This is a genomic window from Pseudoduganella lutea (assembly GCF_004209755.1).
Taxonomy (GTDB): Bacteria; Pseudomonadota; Gammaproteobacteria; order Burkholderiales; family Burkholderiaceae_D; genus Rugamonas; species Rugamonas lutea.
On the sequence record NZ_CP035913.1, the window covers coordinates 2,590,203 to 2,615,474 of the forward strand.

Consider the following 25,272-nt stretch of genomic DNA (forward strand, 5'->3'; position numbering starts at 1 on the left):
GATGCTAGCAATTCCCTACGGCAACTGTAAAGTCATTTCCGCAGTGCCCGATTACTTTCATGTGCGCAGGAAACCACACTTGCCGGCCGACGTGTGGCCGGGCAAATAACACAGTTGTCAGCTTGCTCACCGATACCACTGGTATTGCCGCGCGGACGTGCCGGGGGGAGCGGCTCGCTTATAATGCGTGCACAAAATTTCAAAGGTTTTCCCCGCATGACTCCTCCGAACAACGCTTCCAAGAAGACCAGGTCCAAGTCCCCCAGGAATCTGCTCATGATGGCACTGGGCTCCGTGGTCGGGCTGGTCCTGGTGCTGGTGCTGCTCGTGGTGTTCGGGCTGGCATTGGCCTACCCGAGCCTGCCATCGCTCGATACGCTGACCGATTACCGACCCAAGATGCCGCTGCGGATCTATTCGGCCGACAATGTGCTGATCGGTGAATTCGGCGAAGAACGCCGCAACCTGGTGCGCTTCAAGGACATCCCGGACGTGATGAAGAAATCCGTGCTGGCGATCGAGGACGACCGCTTCTACGAGCATGGCGGCGTGGATTACCTGGGCATCCTGCGGGCGGCGTTCCACAATGCCACCGGCGGCGCGCGCCAGGGCGCATCGACGATCACGCAACAGGTCGCGCGCAACTTCTTCCTCTCCAGCGAACAGACCCTCAAGCGCAAGGCCTATGAGGCGCTGCTGGCGTGGAAGATCGAGCAGAACCTCACGAAGGATCAGATCCTCGAGGTCTACATGAACCAGATCTACCTGGGCCAGCGCGCCTATGGCTTCGCGTCGGCGGCGCAGATCTATTTCGGCAAGAACCTGCAGGACATCTCGATCGCCGAGGCGGCGATGCTGGCCGGCCTGCCGAAGGCGCCATCCGCCTACAACCCGGTGGTCAATCCGAAGCGGGCCAGGACGCGCCAGCAGTACATCCTGCAGCGGATGGCGCAGCTGGGCTATATCACGCCGGCGCAGTTCGAGGAAGCAAAGAACGAACAGCTGAAGGTCAAGACCGACAGCAGCGAGTTCGGCGTGCATGCCGAATATGTGGCCGAAATGGCACGCCAGCTCGTCTACGAACAGTTCAAGGAAGACACGTACACCCGGGGCCTGAACGTCTTCACCACGATCACCAAGTCCGACCAGGATGCCGCCTACCTGGCCTTGCGCAAGGGTGTGATGGACTACGAGCGCCGCCATCCCTACCGCGGTCCGGAAGCCTATGTGGACCTGCCGAAGAACCGCGCCGAGGCGGACGAGGTGATCGAGACCGAACTGGCCGAGCATCCGGACAGCGACGACATCGTGGCCGCGATGGTGCTGTCGGCATCGCCGACGAAGGTGACGGCGATGACCGCCTCCGGCGAGGAAATCACGATCACGGGCAGCGGCCTGGCGATGGGCAAGGCCTGGTTGTCCGAAAAGGCCGCGCCGAACCGCCGCATCCGCCGCGGCGCCGTGATCCGCGTGATGCAGGAAGAGAAAGACTGGCAGATCACGCAGATGCCGGAAATCGAATCGGCCTTCGTGGCCGCCAGCACCGAGGACGGCGCCATCAAGGCGATGGTGGGCGGCTTCGACTACAACCGCAACAAGTTCAACCACGTGACGCAGGCATGGCGCCAGCCGGGTTCTTCGTTCAAGCCGTTCATCTACTCGGCCTCGCTGGAACGCGGCCTGTCGCCGGCGACGATCATCAACGACGCGCCGATTTCGTTCGATGCCGGCCAGACGGGCGGCCAGCCGTGGGAACCGAAGAACTACGACGGCCGCTACGAAGGCCCGATGACGATGCGCCGCGGCCTGACGAAGTCGAAGAACATGATCTCGATCCGCATCCTGCACAAGATCGGCGCCAAGTATGGCCAGGAATACACGACGCGCTTCGGTTTCGAAGGCGACAAGAACCCGCCTTACCTGACCCTCGCGCTGGGCGCCGGCGCCGTGACGCCGCTGCAGATGGCCGGCGCCTATGCCGTGTTCGCGAACGGCGGCTACAAGGTCACGCCCTACCTGATCTCGAAGGTGACCGATGCCAACGGCCGCATCCTGTCACAGGCCGCGCCCGACCGTGCCGGCGTGGAAGGCAACCGCGTGATCGACGAGCGCAATGCCTTCCTGATGGACTCGATGCTGCGTGACGTGGCGCGCTACGGCACCGCCGCCAAGGCCCAGCAGGTGCTGAAGCGGCCCGACCTGGCCGGCAAGACGGGCACGACGAACGACTCGATCGACGCGTGGTTTGCCGGTTACCAGTCGAAGCTGGTGGGCATCGCCTGGATCGGCTACGACCAGCCGAAGAATCTGGGCAACCGCGAAACCGGTGGCGGCCTGGCGCTGCCGATCTGGATCGGCTACATGCAGAAGGCGCTGAAGACGATTCCGGTCGAGGAACGGCCGGTACCCGACGGCATCGTGATGGCCAATGGCGATTATTACTATGCCGAGAATCCGCCGGGCGTGGGCGTGGAAAGTCTGGAAGGCGCTACCCGCGGCACCCCGGAAGAAGAAAAGGCCCGCGACGCCGTCAAGAACGAACTGTTCTAATTTAATCCAAGCAAAACCGGGGACGTACCCCTGTTTTCAGGAAATTTCCTGGAAACAGGGGTACGTCCCCAATTTTTTCAGTGGCCAACATCATGTCTTCACCAACAAGCGCGCAATTGCGCACCGATGTCCTGTCGGGCATCACCGTTTCCCTGGCGCTCGTGCCGGAGGCGATCGCCTTCGCGCTGCTGGCCCAGGTGAGCCCGCTGACGGGACTGTATGCCGCCTTCATCGTGTGCCTCGTCACGTCCGCGCTGGGTGGCCGGCCAGGGATGATCTGCGGTGCCGCCGGGGCGCTGGCGGTGGTGATGACGAGCCTCGTCGTCACGCACGGCCCCGAGTACCTGTTCGCGGCGGTCGTGCTGATGGGCGTGTTCCAGCTGCTGTTCGCCGCCTTCAAGCTGGGCAAGTTCATCCGCATGGTGCCGCATCCAGTGATGCTGGGCTTCGTCAATGGCCTGGCGATCGTGGTCTTCATCGCCCAGTTCGGGCATTTCAAGATGAACGGCCAGTGGCTGCAAGGCAGCGCGCTGTGGACGATGCTGGGGCTGGTGGTACTGACGATGGCGATCATCTACGCGCTGCCGCGGCTGACGAAGGCGCTGCCGGCCTCGCTGGCGGCAATTCTGGTCATCTCCGGGCTCGTGGCCGCGCTGGGCATCGACACGAAGACCGTCGGCGACATGGGCTCGATCGCCGGCGGCCTGCCTTCGTTCCACGTGCCGCAAGTGCCCCTGAAGCTCGACACACTGTACGTGGTCCTGCCCTACTCGCTGATCCTGGCTGCCATCGGCCTCATTGAAACCTTGCTGACGCTGAACCTGATCGACGCCATCACCGACACGCGCGGCCGGCCGAACCGTGAAAGCATGGCGCAGGGCCTGGCCAATGTCGCCAGCGGCTTCTTTGCCTCGATGGGCGGCTGCGCGCTGGTGGGACAGAGCATGATCAATATCGACAATGGCGCCCGCCACCGCATTTCGGGGATCACGGCGGCCGTCTTCCTGCTGGGCTTTATCGTGCTGCTGTCGCGCTGGATCGAGATGATTCCGCTGGCGGCGCTGGTGGGGCTGATGTTCGTCGTCTGCGAAAAGACGTTTGCCTGGGGCAGCCTGCAAACGCTGCGCAAGATCCCGCGGCAGGATGCCGTGATCGTCGTGGGCGTGACGGTGATCACCGTGCTGACGGATCTTGCCGTGGCCGTGCTGGCCGGCGTGGTGTTCGCGGCGCTGGTGTTCGCGTGGCAGCACGCGAAGGAAATCCGCGCCGAGGTGTCAACCGATGCGCGCGGCTGGAAAGTCTATACGCTGAAGGGCTCGCTGTTCTTCGCCTCCACGGCGAACTTCGCGGCGCTGTTCGATCCGAAGAACGATCCGGCACACGTGGTGATCGAATTCCGCGATGCGAAAGTGGTCGATCACTCGGCCGTCGAAGCCATCGACACACTGGCCACGCGCTACCAGCAGGCCGGCAAGACGCTGCATCTGCGGCACCTCTCGCCGGATTGCCTGGACATCCTCGGCAATGCCAAAAGCATGGTCGAGGTGAACGAGTTCGAGGACCCGCACTACCACATTGCGGATGACAGGCTGGCGTAACGAAAAAACCGGTGACAGACACCGGTAATCCTGGAACATATGTTTCAGAAAAACTGGTGTCTGTCACCGGTTTTCCGGCGACGTTGCGCTGGTGTTACAGGTTCTCGCTGACGATCACCGGTGCCCCGCCCGACTGTTCGGTGGCAATCTGCGACAGCGCATCGAACAGCTCGCCGCCGTCGCGCGTGTTGATCCAGCGGCCATCGACGCGGCGGTAGTGGAAGCCGCCGGAGCGCGCGGCCACCCACAGTTCCTGCATCGCGGCCTGGCTGTTGACGATGACCTTCGAGCCGTTGTGAAGGAACTCGATCTCGAGCACGTTGCCGTTGCGGCTGCATTCGACATCGAGCCGGTTGTCGTCGTTCAGGCGGTCCAGCGCGGCTTCGATCGCGTTCAGCGTGCTGTCGGCCAGGTCCAGGAATTCGGTTTCGGTCATGCTACACTCCAAGGGTTCAGTAATAACGAGATTCTAATCGTGAAGTCCACTCCAGCGCGTGTCTTGATTTCCATGCTGATTGCCGTGTCGCTCGCAGCTTGCGGCCAGACCGGTGCCCTGTACCTGCCGAAGCAGCCCGTCAAGGCGGATTCGCCGACCGGCAAGCCGGGCGTGGCGCCTGCTTCCGCCCCGTTGCCTTCGACGCCTCCAGCATCACAACAATAATCCCCAGCAGACCATTCAGTTCAATAATGTCCCACTTTGATTATCAGAACGGCGTGCTGCACGCCGAAGGCGTTGCCCTGCCCGCCATCGCGGAAACGTTCGGCACGCCGACGTATGTGTATTCCAAGGCCCAGTTGCTGGACAACTTCGATGCATACGCGAACGCCTGCGCCGGCCGCGACGCGCTCGTGTGCTATGCGATGAAGGCCAATTCGAACCTGGCGATCCTCGACCTGCTGGCCCGCCGCGGCGCCGGCTTCGACATCGTTTCCGGCGGCGAACTGCTGCGCGTGATCGCCGCCGGCGGCGATCCGAAAAAGGTGATTTTCTCGGGCGTGGGCAAGAGCGAGGCGGAAATGCGCCTGGCGCTCGAACACGACATCCTGTGCTTCAACGTCGAATCGATCCCCGAACTGCACCGCCTGGATGCCGTGGCCGGCGCGCTGGGCAAGAAGGCACGCGTCTCGCTGCGCGTGAACCCGAACGTGGACCCGAAGACGCACCCGTACATCGCCACCGGCCTGAAGGCCAGCAAGTTCGGCGTGGCGTTCGACGATGCGCTGGCCACCTACCGCACCGCCGCGCAGCTGCCGAACCTGGAACCGGTCGGCATCGACTGCCATATCGGCTCGCAACTGCTGGACGACACGCCGCTGCTGGAAGCACTGGACCGCCTGATCGAGCTGATCGACACGCTGGCGGCCGAAGGCATCCACCTGCACCACCTGGATATCGGCGGCGGCCTGGGCATCGACTACGGCGTGGCCGGTGAAGACCAGCCGGTGCCGGCCGGCGAATACCTGAACCGCGTGTTCCAGCGCGTGGAAGCATGGCGCGCGGAAAAGCACGATGGCCGCGGCATCAAGGTGATCTTCGAGCCGGGCCGCTCGATCGTCGGGAATACCGGCGTGCTGCTGACGAAAGTGGAATTCATCAAGCACGGCGAGGAAAAGAACTTCTGCATCGTCGACGCGGCAATGAACGACATGGCCCGCCCCGCCCTGTACCAGGCGTGGATGGACATGCAGCCCGTAGTAAAACGTGAAACCACCGGCGCCATGTTCGACGTGGTCGGCCCGATCTGCGAATCCGGCGACTGGCTGGCGCGCGACCGCGAACTGCCGGTCGAAGCGGGCGACCTGCTGGTCATGAAGACGGCCGGCGCCTATGGCATGACGATGGCATCGAACTACAACACCCGTGGCCGCGCGGCCGAGGTGATCGTCGACGGCGACCAGGTGCACCTGGTGCGCCGGCGCGAGAAGGCGGAAGAGCTGTTTGCGCTGGAATCCGTGATTCGTTAAAAATTTCCAAAGTTCGGGGTCAGACCCCGAATTGAAGAAATGTTTCCTGAAATCGGGGTCTGACCCCGGTACTGGGAAAGATTCAGGCGCTGGCGCGAGCCGGCGCTTTGCTTTTCTGCCGCGCCCACCACAGTCGCATGAGCAGCAGCGTGGCGACGATGCAGGCGAACAGCAGTGGCTGCGCCAGGTCGTTCTTGGCGGACTTCATCCACCAGTAGTGCAGCACGCCGAGCGGCGCGATCGCGTAGATCAGCCGGTGCAGCCACAGCCACTTCCTGCCGCCCAGCCGTTTCACCATCGCGTTGGTGCTCGTTGCGGCCAGCGGAATGAGCAGCACGAAGGCGATGAAGCCGACGAGGATGAACGGCCGCTTGGCCACGTCCTTCAGCATCGTCGCCACGTCGAAGAAATGGTCGAACCACAGGAACGTGGTGAAGTGCAGCAGGCCGTAGAAGAACGCATACAGGCCCAGCATGCGCCGCAGCTTCAGCACCCAGTTCCACTTCGCCAGGCGCCGCAGCGGCGTCACGGCGAGCGTGATGCAGAGGAAGTACAGCGTCCAGTCGCCGGTCGAGTGCGTGATGTATTGCAGCGGTTCGACCAGCGCGTCGGTGAACACGAGCCAGACGAGGCGGGCCAGCGGCACCAGTGCCAGCACATGCACCAGCACCTTGATGGCGGTGACCTGTTTCGCGGATGGCTGCATCAGGATCTCCGTCTCAGAACCACTTCTTCAGGTCCATGCCCGTGTACAGCGAGGCCACGTCGTTGTAGCCATTGAACGGCAGTGTCTTGCGCTTGCGGGACAGGAAGGAATCCTCGCCGATGCGCCGCTCGGAAGCCTGCGACCAGCGTGGGTGGTCCACGTCCGGGTTCACGTTCGAGTAGAAGCCGTATTCGGACGGTGCGGACTTGTTCCATGCGGTGCGCGGCATGTCGCGGGTAAAACGGATCTTGACGATGGACTTGGCGGACTTGAAGCCGTACTTCCACGGCACCACGATGCGCACCGGCGCGCCGTTCTGGTTCGGCAGCACGTCGCCATACATGCCCAGCGTGAGCAGCGTGAGCGGATGGTTCGCTTCGTCGATGCGCAGGCCTTCCACGTAAGGCCAGTCCAGCACGCGGCTGCGGATGCCGGGCATCTGCTGGCGGTCGGCCAGCGTGATGAATTCCACATATTTCGCGTTACCGGTCGGTTCCACGCGCTTGATGATCTCGGAAAATGAGTAGCCCACCCATGGAATCACCATCGACCACCCTTCCACGCAGCGCAGCCGGTACACGCGCTCTTCCAGCGGGGCAAGCTTGAGCAGCGAGTCGATATCGAGCGTCATCGGCTTTTTTACTTCGCCTTCGATCGCCACCGTCCAGGGCCGCGTGCGCAGCGTGCCGGCGTTTTCGGCCGGATCGCTTTTGTCCGTGCCGAACTCATAGAAATTGTTGTAGGTGGTCGCGTCCTTGCGCGGCGTGTGCTTGTCCAGCGCCGAGTAGGCGGGATTGAGTTTCGCCGCCAGCTTCGGGCTGGTGCCCTGGGCGAATGCTTCGCGCGTCAGCATCTCGACCAGCGCTCCGCTGGCGATCGACCCCGCGGCGATCTGCCGGATGAAGTCGCGCCGCGATTCGAACACGTGGCGCGGCGTGATTTCCGATGAAAACGGCAGGTCGATGCCGTTGGGGAACGTTTGATCAGCATGATGGCTCCGGGCGATGGATTATGAAGGTTCGATACAGCGACCTTACACCAAACCCGGGAACCATTCGTTTAGGACAGCATTAAGGCTGCCCCCTGCCTCGCTTACAGCTCGCCGTAGGAATGCAGGCCCGACAGGAACATGTTCACGCCCATGAAGGCGAATGTGGTGACCACCAGGCCGACCAATGCCCACCAGGCGGCCACGCGGCCGCGCAGGCCGGACATCAGCCGCATGTGCAGCCATGCCGCGTAGTTCAGCCACACGATCAGTGCCCACGTTTCCTTCGGGTCCCACGACCAGTAGCCGCCCCAGGCCTCGGCGGCCCACAGCGCGCCCAGGATCGTGGCGATGGTGAAGAACGCGAAGCCGGCCGAAATCGACTTGTACATGATGTCTTCCAGCACTTCGGCATCCGGAATGCGGTCGGCCAGCCGGTTGCGCAGCAGGTTCGTCACGGCGAACAGCACGGCCAGCCCGAAGATGAACTTGCTGGTGCCCACCGTCGAGCTACGAATGGCCTCGCTGGCGCCGGTGGCGAACGCCACCAGGTTGATGACGGCGATGAACCCCAGCGGCACGGCCACCAGCCAGATCCACATGGTGCGCGGCCGTTCGTATTTCAGCAGGAACGCCCAGCCCAGCATCGCCGCCAGCGCGAACGTGCCGTAGCCGATGAAGTTGGCCGGCACGTGGATCTTCATCCACCAGCTCTGCAGCGCGGGCACCAGCGGCTGGATCTCGTGCGCATCGCGCGTGACGGTGTACCACAGCAGGAAACCCACCGCGGCCGAGACGATCAGCATCACGAACGGGCCGAGCTGGCGTGTCGCGTAGCGCCCTTCGTAGTACAGGTGGAACATCGCGGTGATCAGGCAGAACAGGATGAACACTTCATACAGGTTCGAGATCGGGATGTGGCCCACGTCCGGCCCGATCAGGTAGGACTCGTACCAGCGCACCATCATCGCGGTCCAGCCCAGCAGCAGGCCACCCCAGCACAGCCGCGCGCCGATCGCGCCGCCGGCGGCGGAGCGCGCGACCAGGCCGATCCAGTAGAACAGCGTGGACAGGAAGAAGAATACGCTCATCCACAGGATCGCGGACTGGCTCGACAGCATGTAGCGCAGCCAGAAGCGCTGCTCGCCGGCCGCCAGGCTGCCGCCATACATGGCGATCGCCCCCAGGGCCAGCACCGTCATGGCCAGCATCAGGGTGCGCATCGGTTTCCAGTGCCAGCCCAGCACCGCGAACGTGGGCACGGACAGCAGCAGGATCGCCTTTTCATAGACGTCCATGTAGGCGCCATAGCGGTTCAGGCCGAACAGCGCGCCGAACAGCAGCGCCAGGCCGAATACCCAGTCGTAAGCCGACAGCCGGCGGAAGTAGCCGGGATCGGCCGCATAGGGTTGCTTTTGGGTGATGTCCATCATGGTCTCCAGCTCTTCATTTTCCTGCTTGTCCACTGCTGCGTTACTGCGGCTGCGTTGCCGCCGGCCCGCCGCGGTTCCGCCAGCTTACGCCTTCAGCGGCAGCTTTTCCTTCAGTTCGTTGAATTCGCGGTCGAAATCGAGCGTGCGGCGCTGCGTGCTCATCGCCATCAGCGCATGCGCGCCGCCCGTGCCGCCATCGTCGGCCCGCACCCATACCCACAGGCGCCGCTCGCGGATATAGAACATGGCGAACACGCCCAGCACGAGGAACAGGCAGCCCAGGTACACCACCGACTTGCCCGGCGAGCGCGTGACCTGGAAGACCGAGGCCTTCACCTGCTCGAATTCGTCGAGCTGCAGGTACACCGGCGCGCCATAGAAGAAGCTGTCGGACAGGCCGTTCATCGCCAGCTGCAGCCAGCGGGCATGGGGCTCGTCCGGCGCGATGGCGGCCAGGCCGTCGCGCTCGCGCGCCACGTTCCACAGTTCCCACAGCGTGCCGTTCAGGATCTTCATGAAGATGTCGGCGGCCTTTTCCTGCTCGGCCTGCGGCACTCTTTCCAGGAAGCGGCTGACCGACATGTAGCCGCCCGCCGCCTTGTCGCCGGCGAAGATCTCGAGGCTCTTGCGGGCCGACAGCGCCAGTTGCGACTGCACCGTTTCAGCCTTGCCATCGCCCCTGCCCGCCCCCGGCGACATGCGGCCCGCATACGCGTTGGCAGCGCGCTCGCGCAGCGCCGGGTCGTGCAGCGCGGCGCGCAGGCGCATCCAGTCGCGCACGCTGTGCTCGTCGTCGGCGGGAATGCGCAGGTAGCTGAACGGATCGCTCGGGCTGGCGCGCACGCCGGACAGGAACATCGGCACGCCGTCCAGCGTGACCGGCTGCATGTAGTTCTGGTATTCGCGCGCCTGGCCCGTGCTGTCGCGCACCTTGTACTGCACGCTCGGGCCGACGTTCTTCAGGTCCTTGTTGTTGGCGTTCTTGGCGGCCGAGCCCAGGTGCTTGTCGAGGCCCAGGGCAAAGGCGCTGCCCAGTTTCTCGCCCTGCTTGACGGCGCGCACATCCTGGTTGGCCGTGTTTTCCACGTTGAACGGCCGGAAGTCCGCCCACTCGATCGTGTGCGCATCGTCCAGTTTCGTGGCTTCGCCGACGACGCCGTCGAGCGCGAACTGGCTGCTCTTCGTGCCGAGCATGGGAAAGCCCGTCAGTTTCAGCTTGCTGCCGCCATCCTCGAAGCTGGCCTGGTACACGGCCAGCCCTTTCCAGATCAGCGGCTTGTTCACTTCGATGGTGGCGCTGCGCGTTTCGCCGGTGACGCGGTCGCGCACGACGACGTCGCTGGCGAACAGCTTCGGCATGCCGGTGCTGTAGAAATCGATCGTGAATTTCTTCAGCTCGATGACGAATGGCAGATCCTGGATCAGCACGCCATCGGGCCGCGACAGCACGGCGGACGCACTGGCCTGCCCTTCCGGAATCACGGTATTGCCGCGGAAGGTGGGGTTCGACACACCCAGCCGGTGTTTTTCCGGGATCTCCGCGATCAGGCCGTTGCCCTTGAACGGCGCCTTGTCCAGCGCCCATTCCTGCACGCGGATCGGGATGTCCGAATCAAGCAGCCCGCCCACGCAGATGATCACGATCGCACTGTGCGCGAAGATGTAGCCGAACTTGTTGGCCGCGCCGCGCTTGGCCGCCACCAGCAGGCCGCCATCCTTGGCCACCACCTTGGCCTGGTAGCCCGCATGCACGAGGCGCTGCGCCAGCTGGCCGGCCAGTGCATCGGGCGCCAGCGCCGTCTGCCACTCGGCCTTGTGGTGGAAATTGCGCAGCGACTGTTCGCGCACGTTCTCGCGCCAGCTGCGCATGTCCTTCACCATCTTCGGCGCATTGCGCAGGATGCACAGCGACGTGGAGACGACGAGGACGCCCATCATCACCAGGAACCACCAGGCGGAATAGACGGCATACAGGCCCAGCTTGCCGAACACGTCGAACCAGAACGGGCCGAACTGGTTCACGTAGTTCGACATCGGCTGGTTCTGCTGCATGATCGTGCCGATGACGGAGGAAATGGCGATCATCACCAGCAGCGCGATCGCGAATCGCATCGAGGACAGCAGTTCGAACGCTTCGTTCAGCGCCGGGCGGCGGGTATTGAGACGGATGCCCGTCGTGGAGGTGCTCATTCAGTGGTGCTCATTCAGTGGTGCTCAATCAGGGTGCTGACGTCAAACCCGGCATTTTGTATACAATTTCGCCAGGCATAGTAACAAAAAAAATGGCGGCCCCGTCGTGGTAGCCGCCCTTTTTTCATGCATATTGCCAATTCTTTTGACGAATGAATCGCGTGTGCCCGGTCTTCAACCCAGGCACCCGCTCACTTCAGCCCCGCCACGTAATCGGCCACGGCCTTGATTTCATCGTCGGACATGCGCTGCGCGATCGTCGTCATCTCGGCGCTGTTCTTGCGGCCATGGCCCTTGAACGCGCCCAACTGGGCAATCGTGTAATCCTGGTGCTGGCCGCCGATGCGCGGGTATTTCGACGGGTTGCCGGCACCCGCCGGCCCGTGGCAGCTGGCGCAGGCCGGCACGGCCTTCTCGGCCAGGCCACCCCGGTAGATCTTCTTGCCCAGCTCGATCGAGTCACGGACCTTGGCGGCACCCGGCTTTTGCGACTGCGCGGCGAGGTAGGCGGAAATGTTTTTCTTTTCCTCGTCCGTCAGCATCTTCGCGTACGTGGTCATGATGGGCTGCGCGCGCTCCGGTTTCGTGAAGTCCACCAGCTGCTTGTACAGGTAACCCTCGGGCTGGCCCGCGAGCTTGGGATTGGCGACGATCGTGGAATTGCCGGCGGCGCCGTGACAGGAAAGACAGGAAGGCAGGCCGCGGGCGGGATCGCCGTCGGCATACAGCGTGGCGCCCTTGGCGGGATCCACCTTGGGCGCCTGCGGCGTGGCGGCGCCGGCCGCTCCCGCAAAGGCCAACATTGCAATGAACATCGAGCGTACCACTGGTGAATACTTACGATACATTCAGCACCTCATTCAGACAGCGTAGGGAAACTTACGGAAACGAGTCAATAAAATGTCGCAATGTTCGGGCGCGCCGGCCCACAGGGAAGCGGGTCGTAACTCCTTATTGTACAATAGCTTCCCGGCATAACTGCCTGTTCTCGTAGCAATTCTTCATGTCCAAGCTCTGGCAAGCCCGCTTCTTCACGACCGTCAACCACCTGCGCGACCTGCCCCGTACCACGGTGCCGGAAATCGCCTTCGCCGGCCGTTCCAACGCAGGCAAATCGACCGCCATCAATATCCTCTGCAACCAGAAGGGGCTGGCGTTCGCATCGAAGACGCCGGGCCGCACGCAGCACATCAACTTCTTTTCGATCGGCGGCGCGCACGTGGCGATGCACCGCCATGATCCGATCAACATGGATGAACTGCGCTGCCTGGTGGCCGACCTTCCCGGCTACGGCTATGCCGAAGTGTCGGGCAATGCCAAGCTGCACTGGCAACGGCTGCTGGGTGACTATGTACAGCAGCGCGAACAGCTGGCCGCGCTGGTGCTCATGATGGATGCGCGCCGCCCGTTCACCGACCTGGACATCCAGATGCTGGAATGGTTCGCCCCGACGGGCAAGCCGATCCACTGCATCCTGACCAAGTCCGACAAGCTGACCCGCAACGAAGCCGTCAACGTGCTGCGGCAGACGCAGGCCAAGCTGGACAGCTATGTCGACGAAGACGGCGAGGGTTTCCCGTTCACCGTGCAGCTGTTCTCCGCGCTCAAGCGCGTGGGCATCGAGGAAGCCACCGCGAAGATCGAGGAGCTGGTCGGCCTGAACGATGAACCGGACAATGCAGCGGACGACGCAGCGGCACAGGAACAGGATGCTGGTGACAAGACCGGGGACGGCGCGCCCGCCGACACCGATCCGCCCTCCTCCACCTGACTCGGAATCACACGATGCACAGCCCACATTTCTCCGCCCAGTTCCCCGCAATGCGCATGCGCCGCATGCGCCGCGATCCGTTCTCCCGCGCGCTGATGCGCGAAAATGTCGTCACCGCGGCGGACCTGATCTACCCGGTATTCATCCTCGAAGGCACGAACGTGCGCGAGCCGGTGCTGTCGATGCCGGGCGTGGAGCGCGTGTCGGTCGACCTGCTGCTGAAGGTGGCCGAAGAATGCGTGGCGCTGGGCATTCCGGTGCTGGCGCTGTTCCCCGTCATCGACGCGGCGCTGAAGACGCCGGACGGCATCGAGGCAACGAATCCGGAAGGCCTGGTGCCGCGCGCCGTGCGCGAGCTGAAGAAGAACTTCCCGGAACTGGGCATCCTCACCGACGTGGCGCTCGATCCGTACACGAGCCATGGCCAGGATGGCCTGATCGACGATGCCGGCTATGTCATCAACGACATCACCACCGACATGCTGGTGCGCCAGGCGCTGGCGCAGGCCGAAGCCGGCGTGGACGTGGTGGCGCCATCGGACATGATGGATGGCCGCATCGGCGCGATCCGCCTGGCGCTGGAAGGCAAGGACCACATCCACACGCGCATCATGGCTTACTCGGCCAAGTACGCTTCAGCGTTCTACGGCCCGTTCCGCGACGCCGTCGGTTCCGCGAAGAACCTGGGCAAGGGTGACAAGAACCAGTACCAGATGGACCCCGCCAACAGCGACGAGGCGCTGCGCGAAGTGGCCGGCGATTTGCAGGAGGGGGCGGACATGGTGATGGTCAAGCCCGGCATGCCGTATCTCGACATCGTGCGCCGTGTAAAGGACGAGTTCAAGGTGCCCACCTTTGCCTACCAGGTTAGCGGCGAGTACGCGATGATCAAGGCGGCCGCGCAGAATGGCTGGCTCGATCACGACAAGGTGATGATGGAATCGATGCTGGCGTTCAAGCGCGCCGGCGCCGATGGCGTGCTGACCTACTTCGCGCTCGATATCGCGCGCAAGCTGAAATCCCTTTGAGGGGAATCGTGTCCTCGATCAAGCGGGCCAATGGCCCGCTTTTTTATTGCCCAGCTGGTTGCAAAACAACACCGGGGACAGTCCCCTTATTTTGGCAACTTTCTTGCAGGAATAAGCAGGCAACGCGTCGACGAGTGATAGCGAAAAGTCGCCTATTCGGGATGTTGCCAAAAATCGGGGACAGTCCCCGGTTTCAGGAAACATTAATGACAGGCAGGCAAAGGTCCGGCTCGCCCGCCAGCCGTGCCGTGATCCACTCGACGAACACGCGCAACTTCGGCGCGGCCGTGCGCCCTTGCGGGTACAGCAGCGACACGGGCATCGGCGCCGGCGGTGTATCGGCCAGCAGTTCCACCAGTTCACCCCGCTCGAGGTGGCCGCGCACCTGATAGCGCGCGGCCTGGGTGATGCCCAGCCCCTGCAGCGCGCATGCCACGTTGGCATCGGCGTTGTCGACCGCGATGCGCCCCGGCACGTGCGCTTTCACCTCCTTCCCGCCGACAATGAAATCCCAGTCGAACGGCCGGCCCGTGCGACCGGAAAAGTGCACGATGCCCTGGTGATTCGCCAGGTCCTCGATTGACCGCGGCGTGCCGTGCCGGCCGAGGTAGGCCGGCGCCGCGCACGTGACGAAGCGCATGCTGCCGATAGGCCGCCCGACCAGCGCCGAATCCTGCAAGTCGCCGACACGCAGCGCGCAATCGATGCCCTGCTGCGTGAGGTCGACGAGGCGGTCGGAAAAACTGAACGCCAGCGCCAGCTCCGGCCACGCATCGGCAAAGCCGCCGATGTGCGGCAAGATCACGTGGCGGCCGACGGCATCGGGCAAGTCGACCCGCAGCCTGCCGCGCGGCGCGGCGCCGGGCCGGAACGCCTGCTCCGAAGCGACCACCGCGTCGAGGATCTGCACGCATTGCGCATGGTAGTCGGCGCCGTCGGGTGTCAGCGCCAGCTTGCGCGTGGTCCGTTGCAGCAGCGTGGTGCCCAGGTAGGCCTCCAGGTTCTTGATCGTGGCCGTCAGCGCCGCGCGCGGCAGGCCCAGCGTTTCCGCCGCCCGGGTAAAACTGTTGGCTTCGACGATGCGCACGAACACCTGCATTGCACGAAGTTTGTCCATGATGGCGCCCATTGTTCACATGATGTGAGAAGTATAGGGCGATTATTGGTGGATTATCTTCTCTCTTTCGCTGCGTACACTTTCCCCATCCACTCTTGCCGGTATGCGGCGCCCCAGATGGCCGATCCCTGGCCGAAGGCCGCTCCGTAGACTGGTTCCATTCACTTGTCTGGGGAAGACCATGACTTCGCATGAAAAACCGCATCTCGACCATATCGCACCGTCGATGGTGCTGCTGCTGGCGGCGGCGGCCGGGCTGATCGTCGCCAACCTGTACTACGCACAAACGCTGGTGGGGCCGATCGCGGCCGCGACCGGCTTGTCGGCCGATGCCGCCGGGCTCATCGTGACGCTCACGCAGGTCGGCTATACGCTGGGCCTGCTGTTCATCGTGCCGCTGGGCGACCTGCTGGAGAATCGCCGGCTCGTCGTGACGGCGCTGGCCGCGACGGCTGTCGCGCTGGCCGTTGCCGCCTTCGCCACCAGTGCCGCGGTCTTCCTGGCCGCGGCACTGGCGATCGGGCTGGGCTCCGTGGCCGCGCAAATCCTCGTGCCGTTCGCCGCGCACCTGTCGCACGAATCAAAGCGCGGGCATACGGTGGGCAAGGTCGTCAGCGGCCTGCTGCTGGGCATCATGCTGGCGCGGCCGGTGGCCAGCCTCGTTGCCGACCATGCGAGCTGGCACGTGGTATTCGCCGGCGCGGCGGTACTCATCGCGCTGCTCGCCGTCGTGCTGCGGGTGAAACTGCCGCAGCGGGTGCCCCATGAGCGCACGTCGTATGCCAAGCTGATCGGTTCGCTGTGGACGCTGTTCCGCACGACGCCGGTGCTGCGCCGCCGCGCGGCCTACCACGCCGGCCTGTTCGGTTCGTTCAGCCTGTTCTGGACCGTCGTGCCGCTGGCGCTGGCCGGTCCCTCGTTCGGCCTGTCGCAGACGGGCATCGCGATCTTCGCGCTCGTGGGCATGGCGGGGGCGGTCGCGTCGCCGGTCGCCGGCAAGCTGGCCGATGCGGGCCACAGCCTTGCGGCAACGGCGGCCGCGCTGGGGCTGGGCATCGTGGGCTTTGCCCTGCCCTTGCTGGCGCCGGACTCGCACCACGTGGCCCTGGCCATCCTGGTGGTCGCCTCGATCGTGCTGGACATGGGCGTGGCCGCGAACCTGGTGCTGGGCCAGCGCGCGATCTTCACGCTGGGCGCGGAAGTGCGCAGCCGCCTGAACGGCCTGTATTTCGCGGTGTTCTTCGCCGGCGGCGCCGCGGGCTCGGCGCTGGGTGGCTGGATGTATGCCCGCCATGGCTGGCATGCCGCGCTGCTGGCCGGCATGGCGATGCCGGCGGCGGCACTGCTGTACTGGATGAGTGAAGCGCTCGAGCGGGCGCCCCAGCGGGCTTGAAGGGTTGCTAGCGGCCCGCCGGGCGAACGTAGCGCGGGTACATTTCCTTCAGCAGGAAAGCACGCAATTCCGCTTCGTCTTCCCTCCGGGCGCTCATCTTCACGACCCGGCCCAGCCGGTGCGATTCCCATTCGAAGTCGCCCGGCTTTTCCTTGCGGATCAGCTCGATCATCTTCGTGACGACGGCGTTTTCAATGTCGATCTCGCTGCCCAGCTCGACCTTCACCTGCGACAGCCAGCGGCGCTTGAAGTTCGTGTTCCAACCACGGAACTTCAGGTCGGCGCTGTTGAATGTCTGGTTCTGCACATCGAAGATGCCGCCCGAATCTTCCCGCTCGCCGGCCGCATTGCGCCCCTGGGCCCCCATGATGTTGGCGACCGCGCGGGCCTTGGCTTTGGCATTCTCGCTCTCGGCGCTTTCCGCGGCCGGCGTTTCCACGGCGCCACGGCGGCGGCGCGCCGCTTCGACCATTTGCGACATGTCGGTCACGTCCGGCGGCGGTGGGGTCATGTCGGCCTTGACGGGCGGCGGCGTTTCCTGCCTGCGTGGATCGGTGATCGCATCGTTGTTGGTGCGTTTGATGGGCGGCGGCACCGGTCTCGGCTTGGCCTGGGCCACTTTCGGCTGCTTTTGCGGCGACGGCTTTTGCGGCGTGGGCTGGGGCTTGGGCGGCGTGGGGGTTGGCGATGGCGGCGTGATGTACACCATTTCGCCGGCCTTCGATGGCGGGTTGAGCTTGATCTGCATTTGCGGATTCATGAGAATCAACGCGGCGAGCAGGACGTGCAGGCCGATCGCAATGGCCAGGCCAGTACGGTTCGGCTTGTTGTCACCATACCGGAGCGGCAGGCCAACGGCCGGGATGACCTGGCCGCAGGTGGGGCAGACTTCGTCGGAACCGTGGGTATGGCTGTGCTGGAGCAAGATAAACCGTTTTCTATGCGCGAACCGGCGGTGCCGGGCCAAGTCGGGCAAGCTTACGCGAGCTTGCAGTTAACGGATGTTACCGTATGTATCCGGCTTCCGGGCGACAGTTGAGGCCAAGAAACGCCGCCTTCAGGCATTCCTAATGCGCGCCATGCTGGGCAAAGTTGCCGCTAAACAGGGGTCAGACCCCTGTTTCCAGGCAATTCCTTGCCTGGAAACCAGGGTCTGTCCCCAGTTTTTTCGCCGTGCACTGGCTTCAGGAGACGGCCTTGAGTTCCACCTTCTGCGGTTCCGGGGGTGGCTCGACGAGTTCGGCGTCGCCCATCGGGCCGTTGCCGCTGTACTTGTCGAGGAACAGGTAGATGACCGGGGTGACGTATAGCGTGATCACCTGCGAGAAGATGAGGCCTCCGCAAACGGCCAGGCCCAGCGGCTGGCGCAATTCGGCGCCGGCGCCCAGGCCCAGCGCGATCGGCAGCGCGCCCATGAAGGCGGCCAGGGTCGTCATCATGATCGGGCGGAAGCGCAGGATGCACGCCTCGCGGATCGCGGCGGCCGGGGCCATGCCCTGCTCACGCTGCGCCTGCAGCGCAAAGTCGATCATCATGATGGCGTTCTTCTTGACGATGCCGATCAGCATGAGGATGCCGATGATCGCGATCATCGTCAGGTCCATGTCGAACAGCCATAACGTGAACAACGCGCCCACCGCGGCCGATGGCAGGCCGGCCAGGATCGTCAGCGGGTGGATGAAGCTTTCGTACAGCACGCCCAGCAGCACGTAGATGACGGCCAGCGCGGCCACGATCAGGATCACCTGGCTGCCCTGCGACTTCTCGAACACGGCCGCATCGCCGCCATAGTTCGTGATGATGGACGGCGGCAGGCCGAATTCCTGGCCCATCGCATCGATCTTCGCGGTGGCGCGGCCCAACGGCACGCCGGGCGCGAGGTTGAACGCCACCGTCACGGCCTGCAACTGGCCCTGGTGGTTGACGGCCGTGGGGCCGACCGTGCGCCGCACGGTGGCAAAGCTGGACAGCTTGATCAGTTGCCCGGCCGCGTTGCGCACCGAGACCTTGTTCAGCGCATCCTCGTAGCGGCGATCCTCATCGGCCGCCTCCAGGATCACGTAGTAGCTGGCGGCGGACGAGTAGATCGTCGACACCTGCCGCTCGCCGAAGGCCAGGTACAGTGCGGTGCGCAGGTCGCCGATCGCCACGCCCAGCGTGCTGGCCTTGTCGCGGTCGATGTCCAGCGTGGCTTGCAGGCCCTTGTTCTGCGAATCGCTGGTCACGTCGCGGAAGTCCGGGTCGGCGCGCATGCGCTCCAGGTAGCGCTCGGACCACTCGTTCAGCGAATCCGGGCTCACCGACTGCAGCGTGTACTGGTAGCGGCTCTTGCTGGGGCGACCGCCCAGCTGCAGGTTCTGGACCGGCGACATGTACACCTGGATGCCGGCCACGTCGCGCATCTTCTTGCGCAAGCCTTCCAGCACATCGGGCATGGCCTTGCGCTCGCCGCGCGGCACCAGCACGACGAACATGCGGCCCGAATTGCCGCCACCGGTAAACGACACCACGCTCTTCACGGCCGGATCGGCCTGGATGATCGCGGCCACGCGGTCCTGCAGCGCCAGCATCGCGCTGGTCGAGATGTCTTCGGAGGCTTCCGTGTTCACGCGGAACTGGCCGATATCCTCTTCGGGGAAGAAGCCCTTCGGCATCGTCGCATACATGACGACGGTCAGCACGAACGTGCCCACGGCCACGGCCAGCACGATGTAGCGGTGGCGCAGCGCCGCGTCCAGCGTGCGGCCATAGCCCTTCAGCACGGCGTTGAAGCCCCGTTCGAAATGGCGGCCGAGGAAGGTGTCGTCGCCTGCCCCTTCGTGTGCCTCATGCGAATCGGCCGGCAGGAAGCGCGCCGCCATCATGGGCACCAGGGTCAGCGAGACCAGCGCCGAGACCAGCACGGCCAGCGCGACGATGACGGCGAATTCACGGAACATCAGTCCCATCACGCCGGGCATGAAGAAGATCGGGATGAACACGGCCACCAGCGAGATCGAGATCGACACGATGGTGAAGCCCATCTCCCGCGAGCCGACCAGCGCCGCCTGCAGCGGTTTCTTGCCGTGCTCGATGTGCCGCACGATGTTTTCCAGCACGACGATGGCATCGTCGACCACCAGGCCGACGGCCAGCGTGATGCCCAGCAGCGATATATTGTCCAGGCTGTAGCCCAGCGCATACAGCAGCGCCAGCGCGCCCAGCAGCGAGATCGGCATGGTGATGGCCGGGATCAGCGTGGCCACGGCGCGGCGCAGGAACAGGAAGATCACCAGCACCACCAGCACGATCGTCAGCGCCAGCGTGAGGTTCACATCGTGGATCGCCTCGCGGATCGACACCGAGCGGTCGTTGACGAGGCTGATGTTGATCGACTCCGGCAACTGGGCACGGAAGCGCGGCAGCAAGGCCTTCACGCTGTCGACCACCTGCACCGTGTTGGCATCGGGCTGGCGCTGCACCAGCAGCACGATCGAACGCTCGCCGTTGTAGCTGCCGAACGACTTGGTGGACTGGAAGCTGTCCTCGACGACGGCCACGTCCTTGAGCCGCACCGGTTCGCCGTTGCGGGTGGCGATGATCAGGTCGCGGTAGTCCGCCGCCTTCATCAGCTGGGCGTTGCCCTGGATCGTCAGGGTCTGGTCGGGGCCATCGAGCACGCCCAGCGGCGTGTTGGCGTTGGCGCTGCGGATCGCCGCCTGCACCTCGGCCAGCGTGAGATCGCGCGCGTTGAGCAAGTCCGATTTCGCGCGCACCCGCACGGCGAAGCGCTTCTGGCCGTTGACGTTCACCTGCGCCACGCCGGGCAAGGTGGAGAGACTGGGCGCGATCAGGTTTTCCGCATAATCGTTCAGCTCCGACAGCGACAGCGATGGCGAATTCATCGCCATGAACAGCACCGGCGCATCGGCGGGGTTGATCTTGCGGTAGGACGGCAAGTCCGTCATTTCCTGCGGCAGCTGGCGCTGCGCGCGCAGCAGCGCGGCCTGCACGTCGACGGCCGCTTCGTTGATGTCGATGCTGGAATCGAACTCCAGGGTCAGCGAGGTATTGCCCTGCGTGCTGGTCGAGGTGATCAGCGTGAGGCCGGGAATCGTGGAAAACTGCTTTTCCAGCGGCAGCGCGACGGATGACGCCATCGTGTCCGGGCTGGCCCCGGCCAGGTCAGCCGACACGTTGATGATCGGGGTGTTATAGCTGGGCAGCGCGGCGACGGGGATGTACAGGTAAGCCAGCACGCCCGCCAGGATCAGCGACAGCGACAGCAGCACCGCCATCACGGGGCGCCGGATCGAGAGCTCGGAGAGGTTCATTCGACGCTGCCCTTGGCTTTGCCCTGCTCGGCCACCCGCACCTCGGCGACACGCACCTTGCCGCCGGGGCGCAGGTTCTGCTTGCCTTCGACGATCACCTTTTCATTGCCAGCCAGCCCGCGCACGGCCGCATCGCCGCCGAACGCGTGCAGGCGTTCGACATTCGCGACCTTCGCCGTGCCGTCCGGCCCCACCGTGTAGACAAAGGTGCCACGGGTGTTCGTGATGATCGCGTTCTGCGGCACCACGAGCGCATCGCGCAGCGTCTGCACGGTGACTTCCGTATTCACGTACTGGCCGGGCCACAGCCGCGTATCGCTGTTGGCAAACTGCGCTTTCACGCGGATCACGCCGGCTTGCGGGTCGACCGTATTGTCGATGAACGACAGGCGGCCCTCGATGGGCGTCTTCGAATCGCGGTGGAATACCTGCACCGGCACCTTGCCGGCGCGCTGGGCATCGAGCAGTGCGGCCAGGTTCGTTTCCGGGATCGTGAAGGCGACGTTGATCGGATCGAGCTGGGTGATCGTCGTCAGCGACGTGGACAGTTGCACCAGGCTGCCCGGATAGACGTCGATGCCGCCCACCCGGCCCGACATCGGGGCGCGGATCGCCGTGTAGCTCTGGCCCACCTGGATCGCGCGGGCCGCCGCAACGTTCGCTTCGAGCTCCGCGCGGGCGGCGTCGACCTGGCTTTTCAGCGTGTCGACGGCACCCTGGGCGATGAATTTCTGGCCCAGCAGTTCCAGGCTGCGCTTGTATTGCCGCTCCAGGTCGGCCAGCGTGGCGCGGTCGCGCGCCACCTCGGCTTGCGCCTTTTGCAGGTTGGCCGACTCGCTGCGGCTGTCCAGCGAGAACATCAGCTGGCCTTCCTTGACGAATTCGCCTTCCTTCACGTGCACCTTGGCGATCGTGCTGGTGGTCTGCGGGTGCAGGTCCACGGTGCTGATCGGGCTGACGGTGCCATTGGCCTGCAGGATCACGGGCACGTCCCGCCGTGTCGGCGACACGACGTTGACGGTGGTGGGGCCATTACCCCTTCCCTCGCCCTTGCCGGGGCCGGCGTGCTGCGCTTCCGGTGACGTGTGCGTGAAATGCCATGCGCCGGCTCCCACGGCGATGGCGGCAGCGGCCAGTACTCCCAAGGTGGACTTTTTCATTGTAATTTTGAATGCTGGTGGTGGTGAGTGAGCTTTTATTGCAAGCGTTGACTGCGAAGCTTTTACTGCGTGCTTTTACTGGATGCTCTTGCAATACTTCCCTAAGGAATTGGCCGGGATTGTGCCAGCCAACTGCTACGGCCCGGTGACGTCACCAGGCCGCGCGGTTACTTGCCCGCATACAGCTCGGGCAACGTCAGCACCGCTTCGAGGCCGCCGGTATCGCCATTGGCCAGGCTCAGCGTGGCGCCGTGCTGTTCGGCGATATTGCGGGCAATCGTCAGGCCCAGGCCGGTACCGCCCGATTCCCGCGAGCGCGACGTTTCGACCCGGTAGAACGGCTCGAACACCCGCGCCAGCTGGTCTTGCGGAATGCCCGGGCCTTCGTCACGGATACGGATGCGGGCCGCGCCGGCCAGCCGTTCGACCGTCACGTGGGCTTTCTGGCCATATTTCACGGCGTTGTCGATCAGGTTCACGAGGCAGCGCTGCACGTCCAGAGGCCTCCCCAGCAGCGCCATGCCGGCCCGGCCCTTCAGTTCGACCTGCTGGCCCGCATCGATCGCATCGGCGCACACGCTGTCGAGCAGGGAGTCGAGATCGAGCTTCTGCATCGTGCCGGTCGTGTCCATGCTGCGCGCCAGGTCGAGGCCTTCGCGGATCATCTGCTGCATGGCCGACAGGTCGCCGATCAGCTTTTGCTGCAGGTCGGCGTCGCTGACCTTTTCCAGGCGCAGGCGCATGCGGGTCAGCGGCGTTTGCAGGTCGTGCGTGATCGCGGCCAGCATCTCGGTGCGCTGGATGATGTGCTGGCGGATCCGCCCCTGCATGGCATTGAATGCGGCACTTGCCTGGCGGATCTCGGCGGCACCGGCCAGTTCCAGCGGCGGCTTGTTGATGTCGTTGCCCAGGTCCTTCGCGGCCTGGGCCAGCTGCTTGACCGGGCGCACCGCCATCCGCGTGACGAAGTAGGCCAGGATGGCGATGCACAGCAGGAAAGGCACGAACACGGCGTATTCATTGTGGCCGGTGGGGATCGAACCGCGCGGGGGCAGCACCGACAGCTTGAGCACTTGCCCATCCGTCATGACGATCTTGACGGATTCGCATGTGCCCCGCCATGGGCCGGGGCCGAACAGCGTCATCGTGCTGGTACGCTGCTCGCATTGCGGCGGGCGCTCGGTCATGGGAATCACCTGGAAATCGCGCGGCAGGCGCTGTGCCAGCGCGGTGGAGAATTCCGTGGCCGGGTGCAGCGTGAGATCGTTGTCGGTGGCGATCTCCAGCCGCATGCTGCTCTTGCTGGACACGGCCAGGTATTGCGCGCGCGATTCGGGCCGCACCACGTCGGTGGTTTCGATGATCTGCTCGGCACGCTCCAGCGCATGGTAGGTGCGATAACGTTCCAGCGTGCGCTGGCGTTCGTTGACGGCCAGCCATTGCGTGAGCGCGGCGGAAGCGACAATGCCGACCATGAGCGCGAAGAACACGCGCCCGGTCATGGAGTTGACGAAATTTTTCAGCGTGCTCACCGGCCGCTCCGCTCCCTGGTCACGCGCGTGGCTCGACCGATACGGCGCCGGCCAGCACATAGCCGCCATTGCGCACCGTCTTGATGATCTGCGGCACCCGCGCATCCTCGCCCAGCTTTTGCCGCAGGCGGCTGATCTGGATATCGATCGAGCGGTCGAATGGATCGGCATCGCGACCCTGGGTCAGGTTCAGCAACTGGTCGCGGTTCAGCACGCGATTCGGGTGCTCGAGGAATACTTTCAGCAGGCGGAACTCGGCACCCGACAGCATGATGACCACGCCTTCCGGGTTCAGCAGGTGACGCGCGGTGAGGTCGAGCGTCCAGTTCGAGAAACGGATCTGCGACGCCTTGTCCATGCCGCTGGAGGGCATTGAGTTACTGCGACGCAACACGCTGCGGATGCGGGCCAGCAGCTCGCGCGGTTCGAATGGCTTGGGCAGGTAGTCGTCGGCGCCCATCTCGAGGCCGAGGATGCGGTCCAGCGGCTCGCTGCGGGCGGTGAGCATGATCACGGGCAGGTTCGAATGCGCACGCAGCTTGCGGCACAGCGTGAGGCCATCCTCGCCCGGCATGTTCAGGTCCAGCACGATGAGGTCGGGCTTGGTTTCGTCCAGCAGCTTCCACATGGCCGTGCCATCCGCCGCGCCGAACGTGCGGTAGCCATTGGTCTCCAGGTAATCCGCCAGCAGCGTGCGGATATCGCGATCGTCGTCGACGATCAGAATGCTAGATGTGGGTTCCATCCTCCAATTATCGCCAGTTCGGCAGAGGAAGACCAACGGCGGTTTGTATCGTCTTGTATATGCAGCGCGGTTTTTTCATGTGGCAGCAAAGGGAAACAAACAGATACAAAACCGGGCGTTCGCGAAACTTCGTGGAAACACGGCGTTGAGAAACTGTTTTCCGTGCAGTGCTGCAAGCACATTCGAATTGACTCCATAAAGGATTTAAAAATGAACATCCTGCGTAAAAATATTATTGTCGGTATGACCGTACTGAGCATTGGTTCCGCCGCCATTGCGGCCCCTGCCGCTGAAACGGCGCAGCACCGCGCTTATGCGGAAACGAAGTTCGATCCGGTGAAGCGCGCCGAACGGATCGAGCAGCGTCAGCAGAAATTGCACGATGCGCTGAAACTGACGGCAAATCAGGAAACTGCCTGGAAAACCTATATCGCGGCCATCAAGCCCCAACAACCGGTTGGCCGGGCGGATCGCGTATCGTTCAAGGAATTGAATGCGCCACAACGTGCGGAGAAAAGGCTCGAGTTATCGAAAGCGCGTATCGCACATCAGGAAACCCGCCTGGAAGCACTGAAGACGTTTTACGCGACGTTGACGCCGGAGCAGCAAAAAGTGTTCGATGAGCAGCGCGGCCACGGGAAGCACAGGGGCCGTGCGCATCGTCACGGCTGATCGATGACCTAGTCCAGGGACGGTGCGCCGTCCCCTTTTTTTCTTCATTGCATGCCAGATTCTGGCCTGATCGTGCCTGATTCTGGCTTTGTCGACCTGATCTGGCCTCCT

Annotated in this window: 19 protein-coding genes and 1 pseudogene; 8 read left to right on the top strand and 12 right to left on the bottom strand. The window is 64.1% G+C overall.

Features of this window, described 5'->3' with window-relative positions; all coding sequences use genetic code 11:
• Nucleotides 1-276: 276 nt before the first annotated feature.
• Nucleotides 277-2,550: a penicillin-binding protein 1A gene (locus EWM63_RS10800; protein ID WP_229487850.1), complete on the top strand. Its 2,274-nt coding sequence runs from the start codon at nt 277-279 to the stop codon at nt 2,548-2,550.
• A 92-nt stretch (nt 2,551-2,642) separates the two neighbouring features.
• A complete protein-coding gene (locus tag EWM63_RS10805) occupies nt 2,643-4,148 on the top strand; it encodes a SulP family inorganic anion transporter (protein ID WP_130186520.1) in 1,506 nt (501 codons plus the stop codon).
• A gap of 94 nt (nt 4,149-4,242) precedes the next feature.
• Here EWM63_RS10805 and cyaY read toward each other — a convergent pair whose 3' ends face one another.
• Nucleotides 4,243-4,584, bottom strand: coding sequence for an iron donor protein CyaY (gene cyaY, locus EWM63_RS10810; protein ID WP_130186521.1), 342 nt, complete (start codon nt 4,582-4,584; stop codon nt 4,243-4,245).
• A 39-nt stretch (nt 4,585-4,623) separates the two neighbouring features.
• Here cyaY and lptM point away from each other — a divergent pair, with 39 nt between their 5' ends.
• Nucleotides 4,624-4,809 carry an LPS translocon maturation chaperone LptM gene (gene lptM, locus EWM63_RS10815; RefSeq protein WP_207221272.1) on the top strand — a complete coding sequence of 62 codons (186 nt, stop codon included), beginning with the start codon at nt 4,624-4,626 and terminating at the stop codon, nt 4,807-4,809.
• Nucleotides 4,810-4,835: 26 nt separating this feature from the next.
• Nucleotides 4,836-6,113: a diaminopimelate decarboxylase gene (gene lysA / locus EWM63_RS10820; RefSeq protein ID WP_130186522.1), complete on the top strand. Its 1,278-nt coding sequence runs from the start codon at nt 4,836-4,838 to the stop codon at nt 6,111-6,113.
• Between the two features lie 82 nt (nt 6,114-6,195).
• Here the strand turns inward: lysA and msrQ are convergent, their stop codons facing one another.
• The 5 genes and pseudogenes from msrQ to EWM63_RS10845 form a co-directional block, all read right to left on the bottom strand.
• On the bottom strand, nt 6,196-6,825 hold the full coding sequence (msrQ, locus tag EWM63_RS10825; protein ID WP_130186523.1) for a protein-methionine-sulfoxide reductase heme-binding subunit MsrQ: 630 nt from the start codon (nt 6,823-6,825) through the stop codon (nt 6,196-6,198).
• A 7-nt stretch (nt 6,826-6,832) separates the two neighbouring features.
• Nucleotides 6,833-7,809: pseudogene (gene msrP / locus EWM63_RS10830) on the bottom strand (protein-methionine-sulfoxide reductase catalytic subunit MsrP).
• Nucleotides 7,810-7,911: 102 nt separating this feature from the next.
• A complete protein-coding gene (gene ccsB / locus EWM63_RS10835) occupies nt 7,912-9,240 on the bottom strand; it encodes a c-type cytochrome biogenesis protein CcsB (RefSeq protein WP_371861208.1) in 1,329 nt (442 codons plus the stop codon).
• Nucleotides 9,241-9,324: 84 nt separating this feature from the next.
• Entirely contained in the window at nt 9,325-11,430 is a 2,106-nt protein-coding gene (locus tag EWM63_RS10840; protein ID WP_130186524.1) for a cytochrome c biogenesis protein ResB, read from the bottom strand.
• Between the two features lie 191 nt (nt 11,431-11,621).
• On the bottom strand, nt 11,622-12,278 hold the full coding sequence (locus tag EWM63_RS10845; protein ID WP_130186525.1) for a c-type cytochrome: 657 nt from the start codon (nt 12,276-12,278) through the stop codon (nt 11,622-11,624).
• Between the two features lie 155 nt (nt 12,279-12,433).
• On the opposite strand from EWM63_RS10845, the gene yihA reads away from it, so the two are divergent.
• Both yihA and hemB read left to right on the top strand, forming a co-directional pair.
• Entirely contained in the window at nt 12,434-13,201 is a 768-nt protein-coding gene (yihA, locus tag EWM63_RS10850) for a ribosome biogenesis GTP-binding protein YihA/YsxC (RefSeq protein WP_130186526.1), read from the top strand.
• Nucleotides 13,202-13,215: 14 nt separating this feature from the next.
• Entirely contained in the window at nt 13,216-14,229 is a 1,014-nt protein-coding gene (gene hemB / locus EWM63_RS10855; protein WP_130186527.1) for a porphobilinogen synthase, read from the top strand.
• Between the two features lie 193 nt (nt 14,230-14,422).
• Here the strand turns inward: hemB and EWM63_RS10860 are convergent, their stop codons facing one another.
• Nucleotides 14,423-15,346 (bottom strand): LysR family transcriptional regulator, encoded by a 924-nt coding sequence (locus EWM63_RS10860; protein ID WP_130186528.1) that lies wholly within the window; start codon nt 15,344-15,346, stop codon nt 14,423-14,425.
• Nucleotides 15,347-15,527: 181 nt separating this feature from the next.
• On the opposite strand from EWM63_RS10860, the gene EWM63_RS10865 reads away from it, so the two are divergent.
• Nucleotides 15,528-16,739, top strand: coding sequence for an MFS transporter (locus tag EWM63_RS10865; protein ID WP_229487852.1), 1,212 nt, complete (start codon nt 15,528-15,530; stop codon nt 16,737-16,739).
• A gap of 7 nt (nt 16,740-16,746) precedes the next feature.
• Here EWM63_RS10865 and EWM63_RS10870 read toward each other — a convergent pair whose 3' ends face one another.
• The 5 genes from EWM63_RS10870 to EWM63_RS10890 form a co-directional block, all read right to left on the bottom strand.
• Complete coding sequence (locus tag EWM63_RS10870; protein WP_130186529.1) at nt 16,747-17,664, bottom strand: hypothetical protein; 918 nt, start codon at nt 17,662-17,664, stop codon at nt 16,747-16,749.
• Nucleotides 17,665-17,923: 259 nt separating this feature from the next.
• The gene (locus EWM63_RS10875) at nt 17,924-21,052 is read right to left on the bottom strand and encodes an efflux RND transporter permease subunit (RefSeq protein ID WP_130186530.1); all 3,129 of its coding nucleotides are present in this window, start codon (nt 21,050-21,052) and stop codon (nt 17,924-17,926) included.
• Complete coding sequence (locus EWM63_RS10880) at nt 21,049-22,212, bottom strand: efflux RND transporter periplasmic adaptor subunit (protein ID WP_130186531.1); 1,164 nt, start codon at nt 22,210-22,212, stop codon at nt 21,049-21,051. The genes EWM63_RS10875 and EWM63_RS10880 overlap by 4 nt, the downstream gene beginning before the upstream one ends.
• Before the next feature lie 167 nt (nt 22,213-22,379).
• The gene (locus tag EWM63_RS10885) at nt 22,380-23,735 is read right to left on the bottom strand and encodes an ATP-binding protein (RefSeq protein WP_165391034.1); all 1,356 of its coding nucleotides are present in this window, start codon (nt 23,733-23,735) and stop codon (nt 22,380-22,382) included.
• 28 nt (nt 23,736-23,763) lie between these two features.
• Nucleotides 23,764-24,489 (bottom strand): response regulator, encoded by a 726-nt coding sequence (locus EWM63_RS10890; protein ID WP_130186532.1) that lies wholly within the window; start codon nt 24,487-24,489, stop codon nt 23,764-23,766.
• 210 nt (nt 24,490-24,699) lie between these two features.
• Here EWM63_RS10890 and EWM63_RS10895 point away from each other — a divergent pair, with 210 nt between their 5' ends.
• Entirely contained in the window at nt 24,700-25,161 is a 462-nt protein-coding gene (locus EWM63_RS10895) for a Spy/CpxP family protein refolding chaperone (protein ID WP_130186533.1), read from the top strand.
• Nucleotides 25,162-25,272 lie beyond the last annotated feature (111 nt).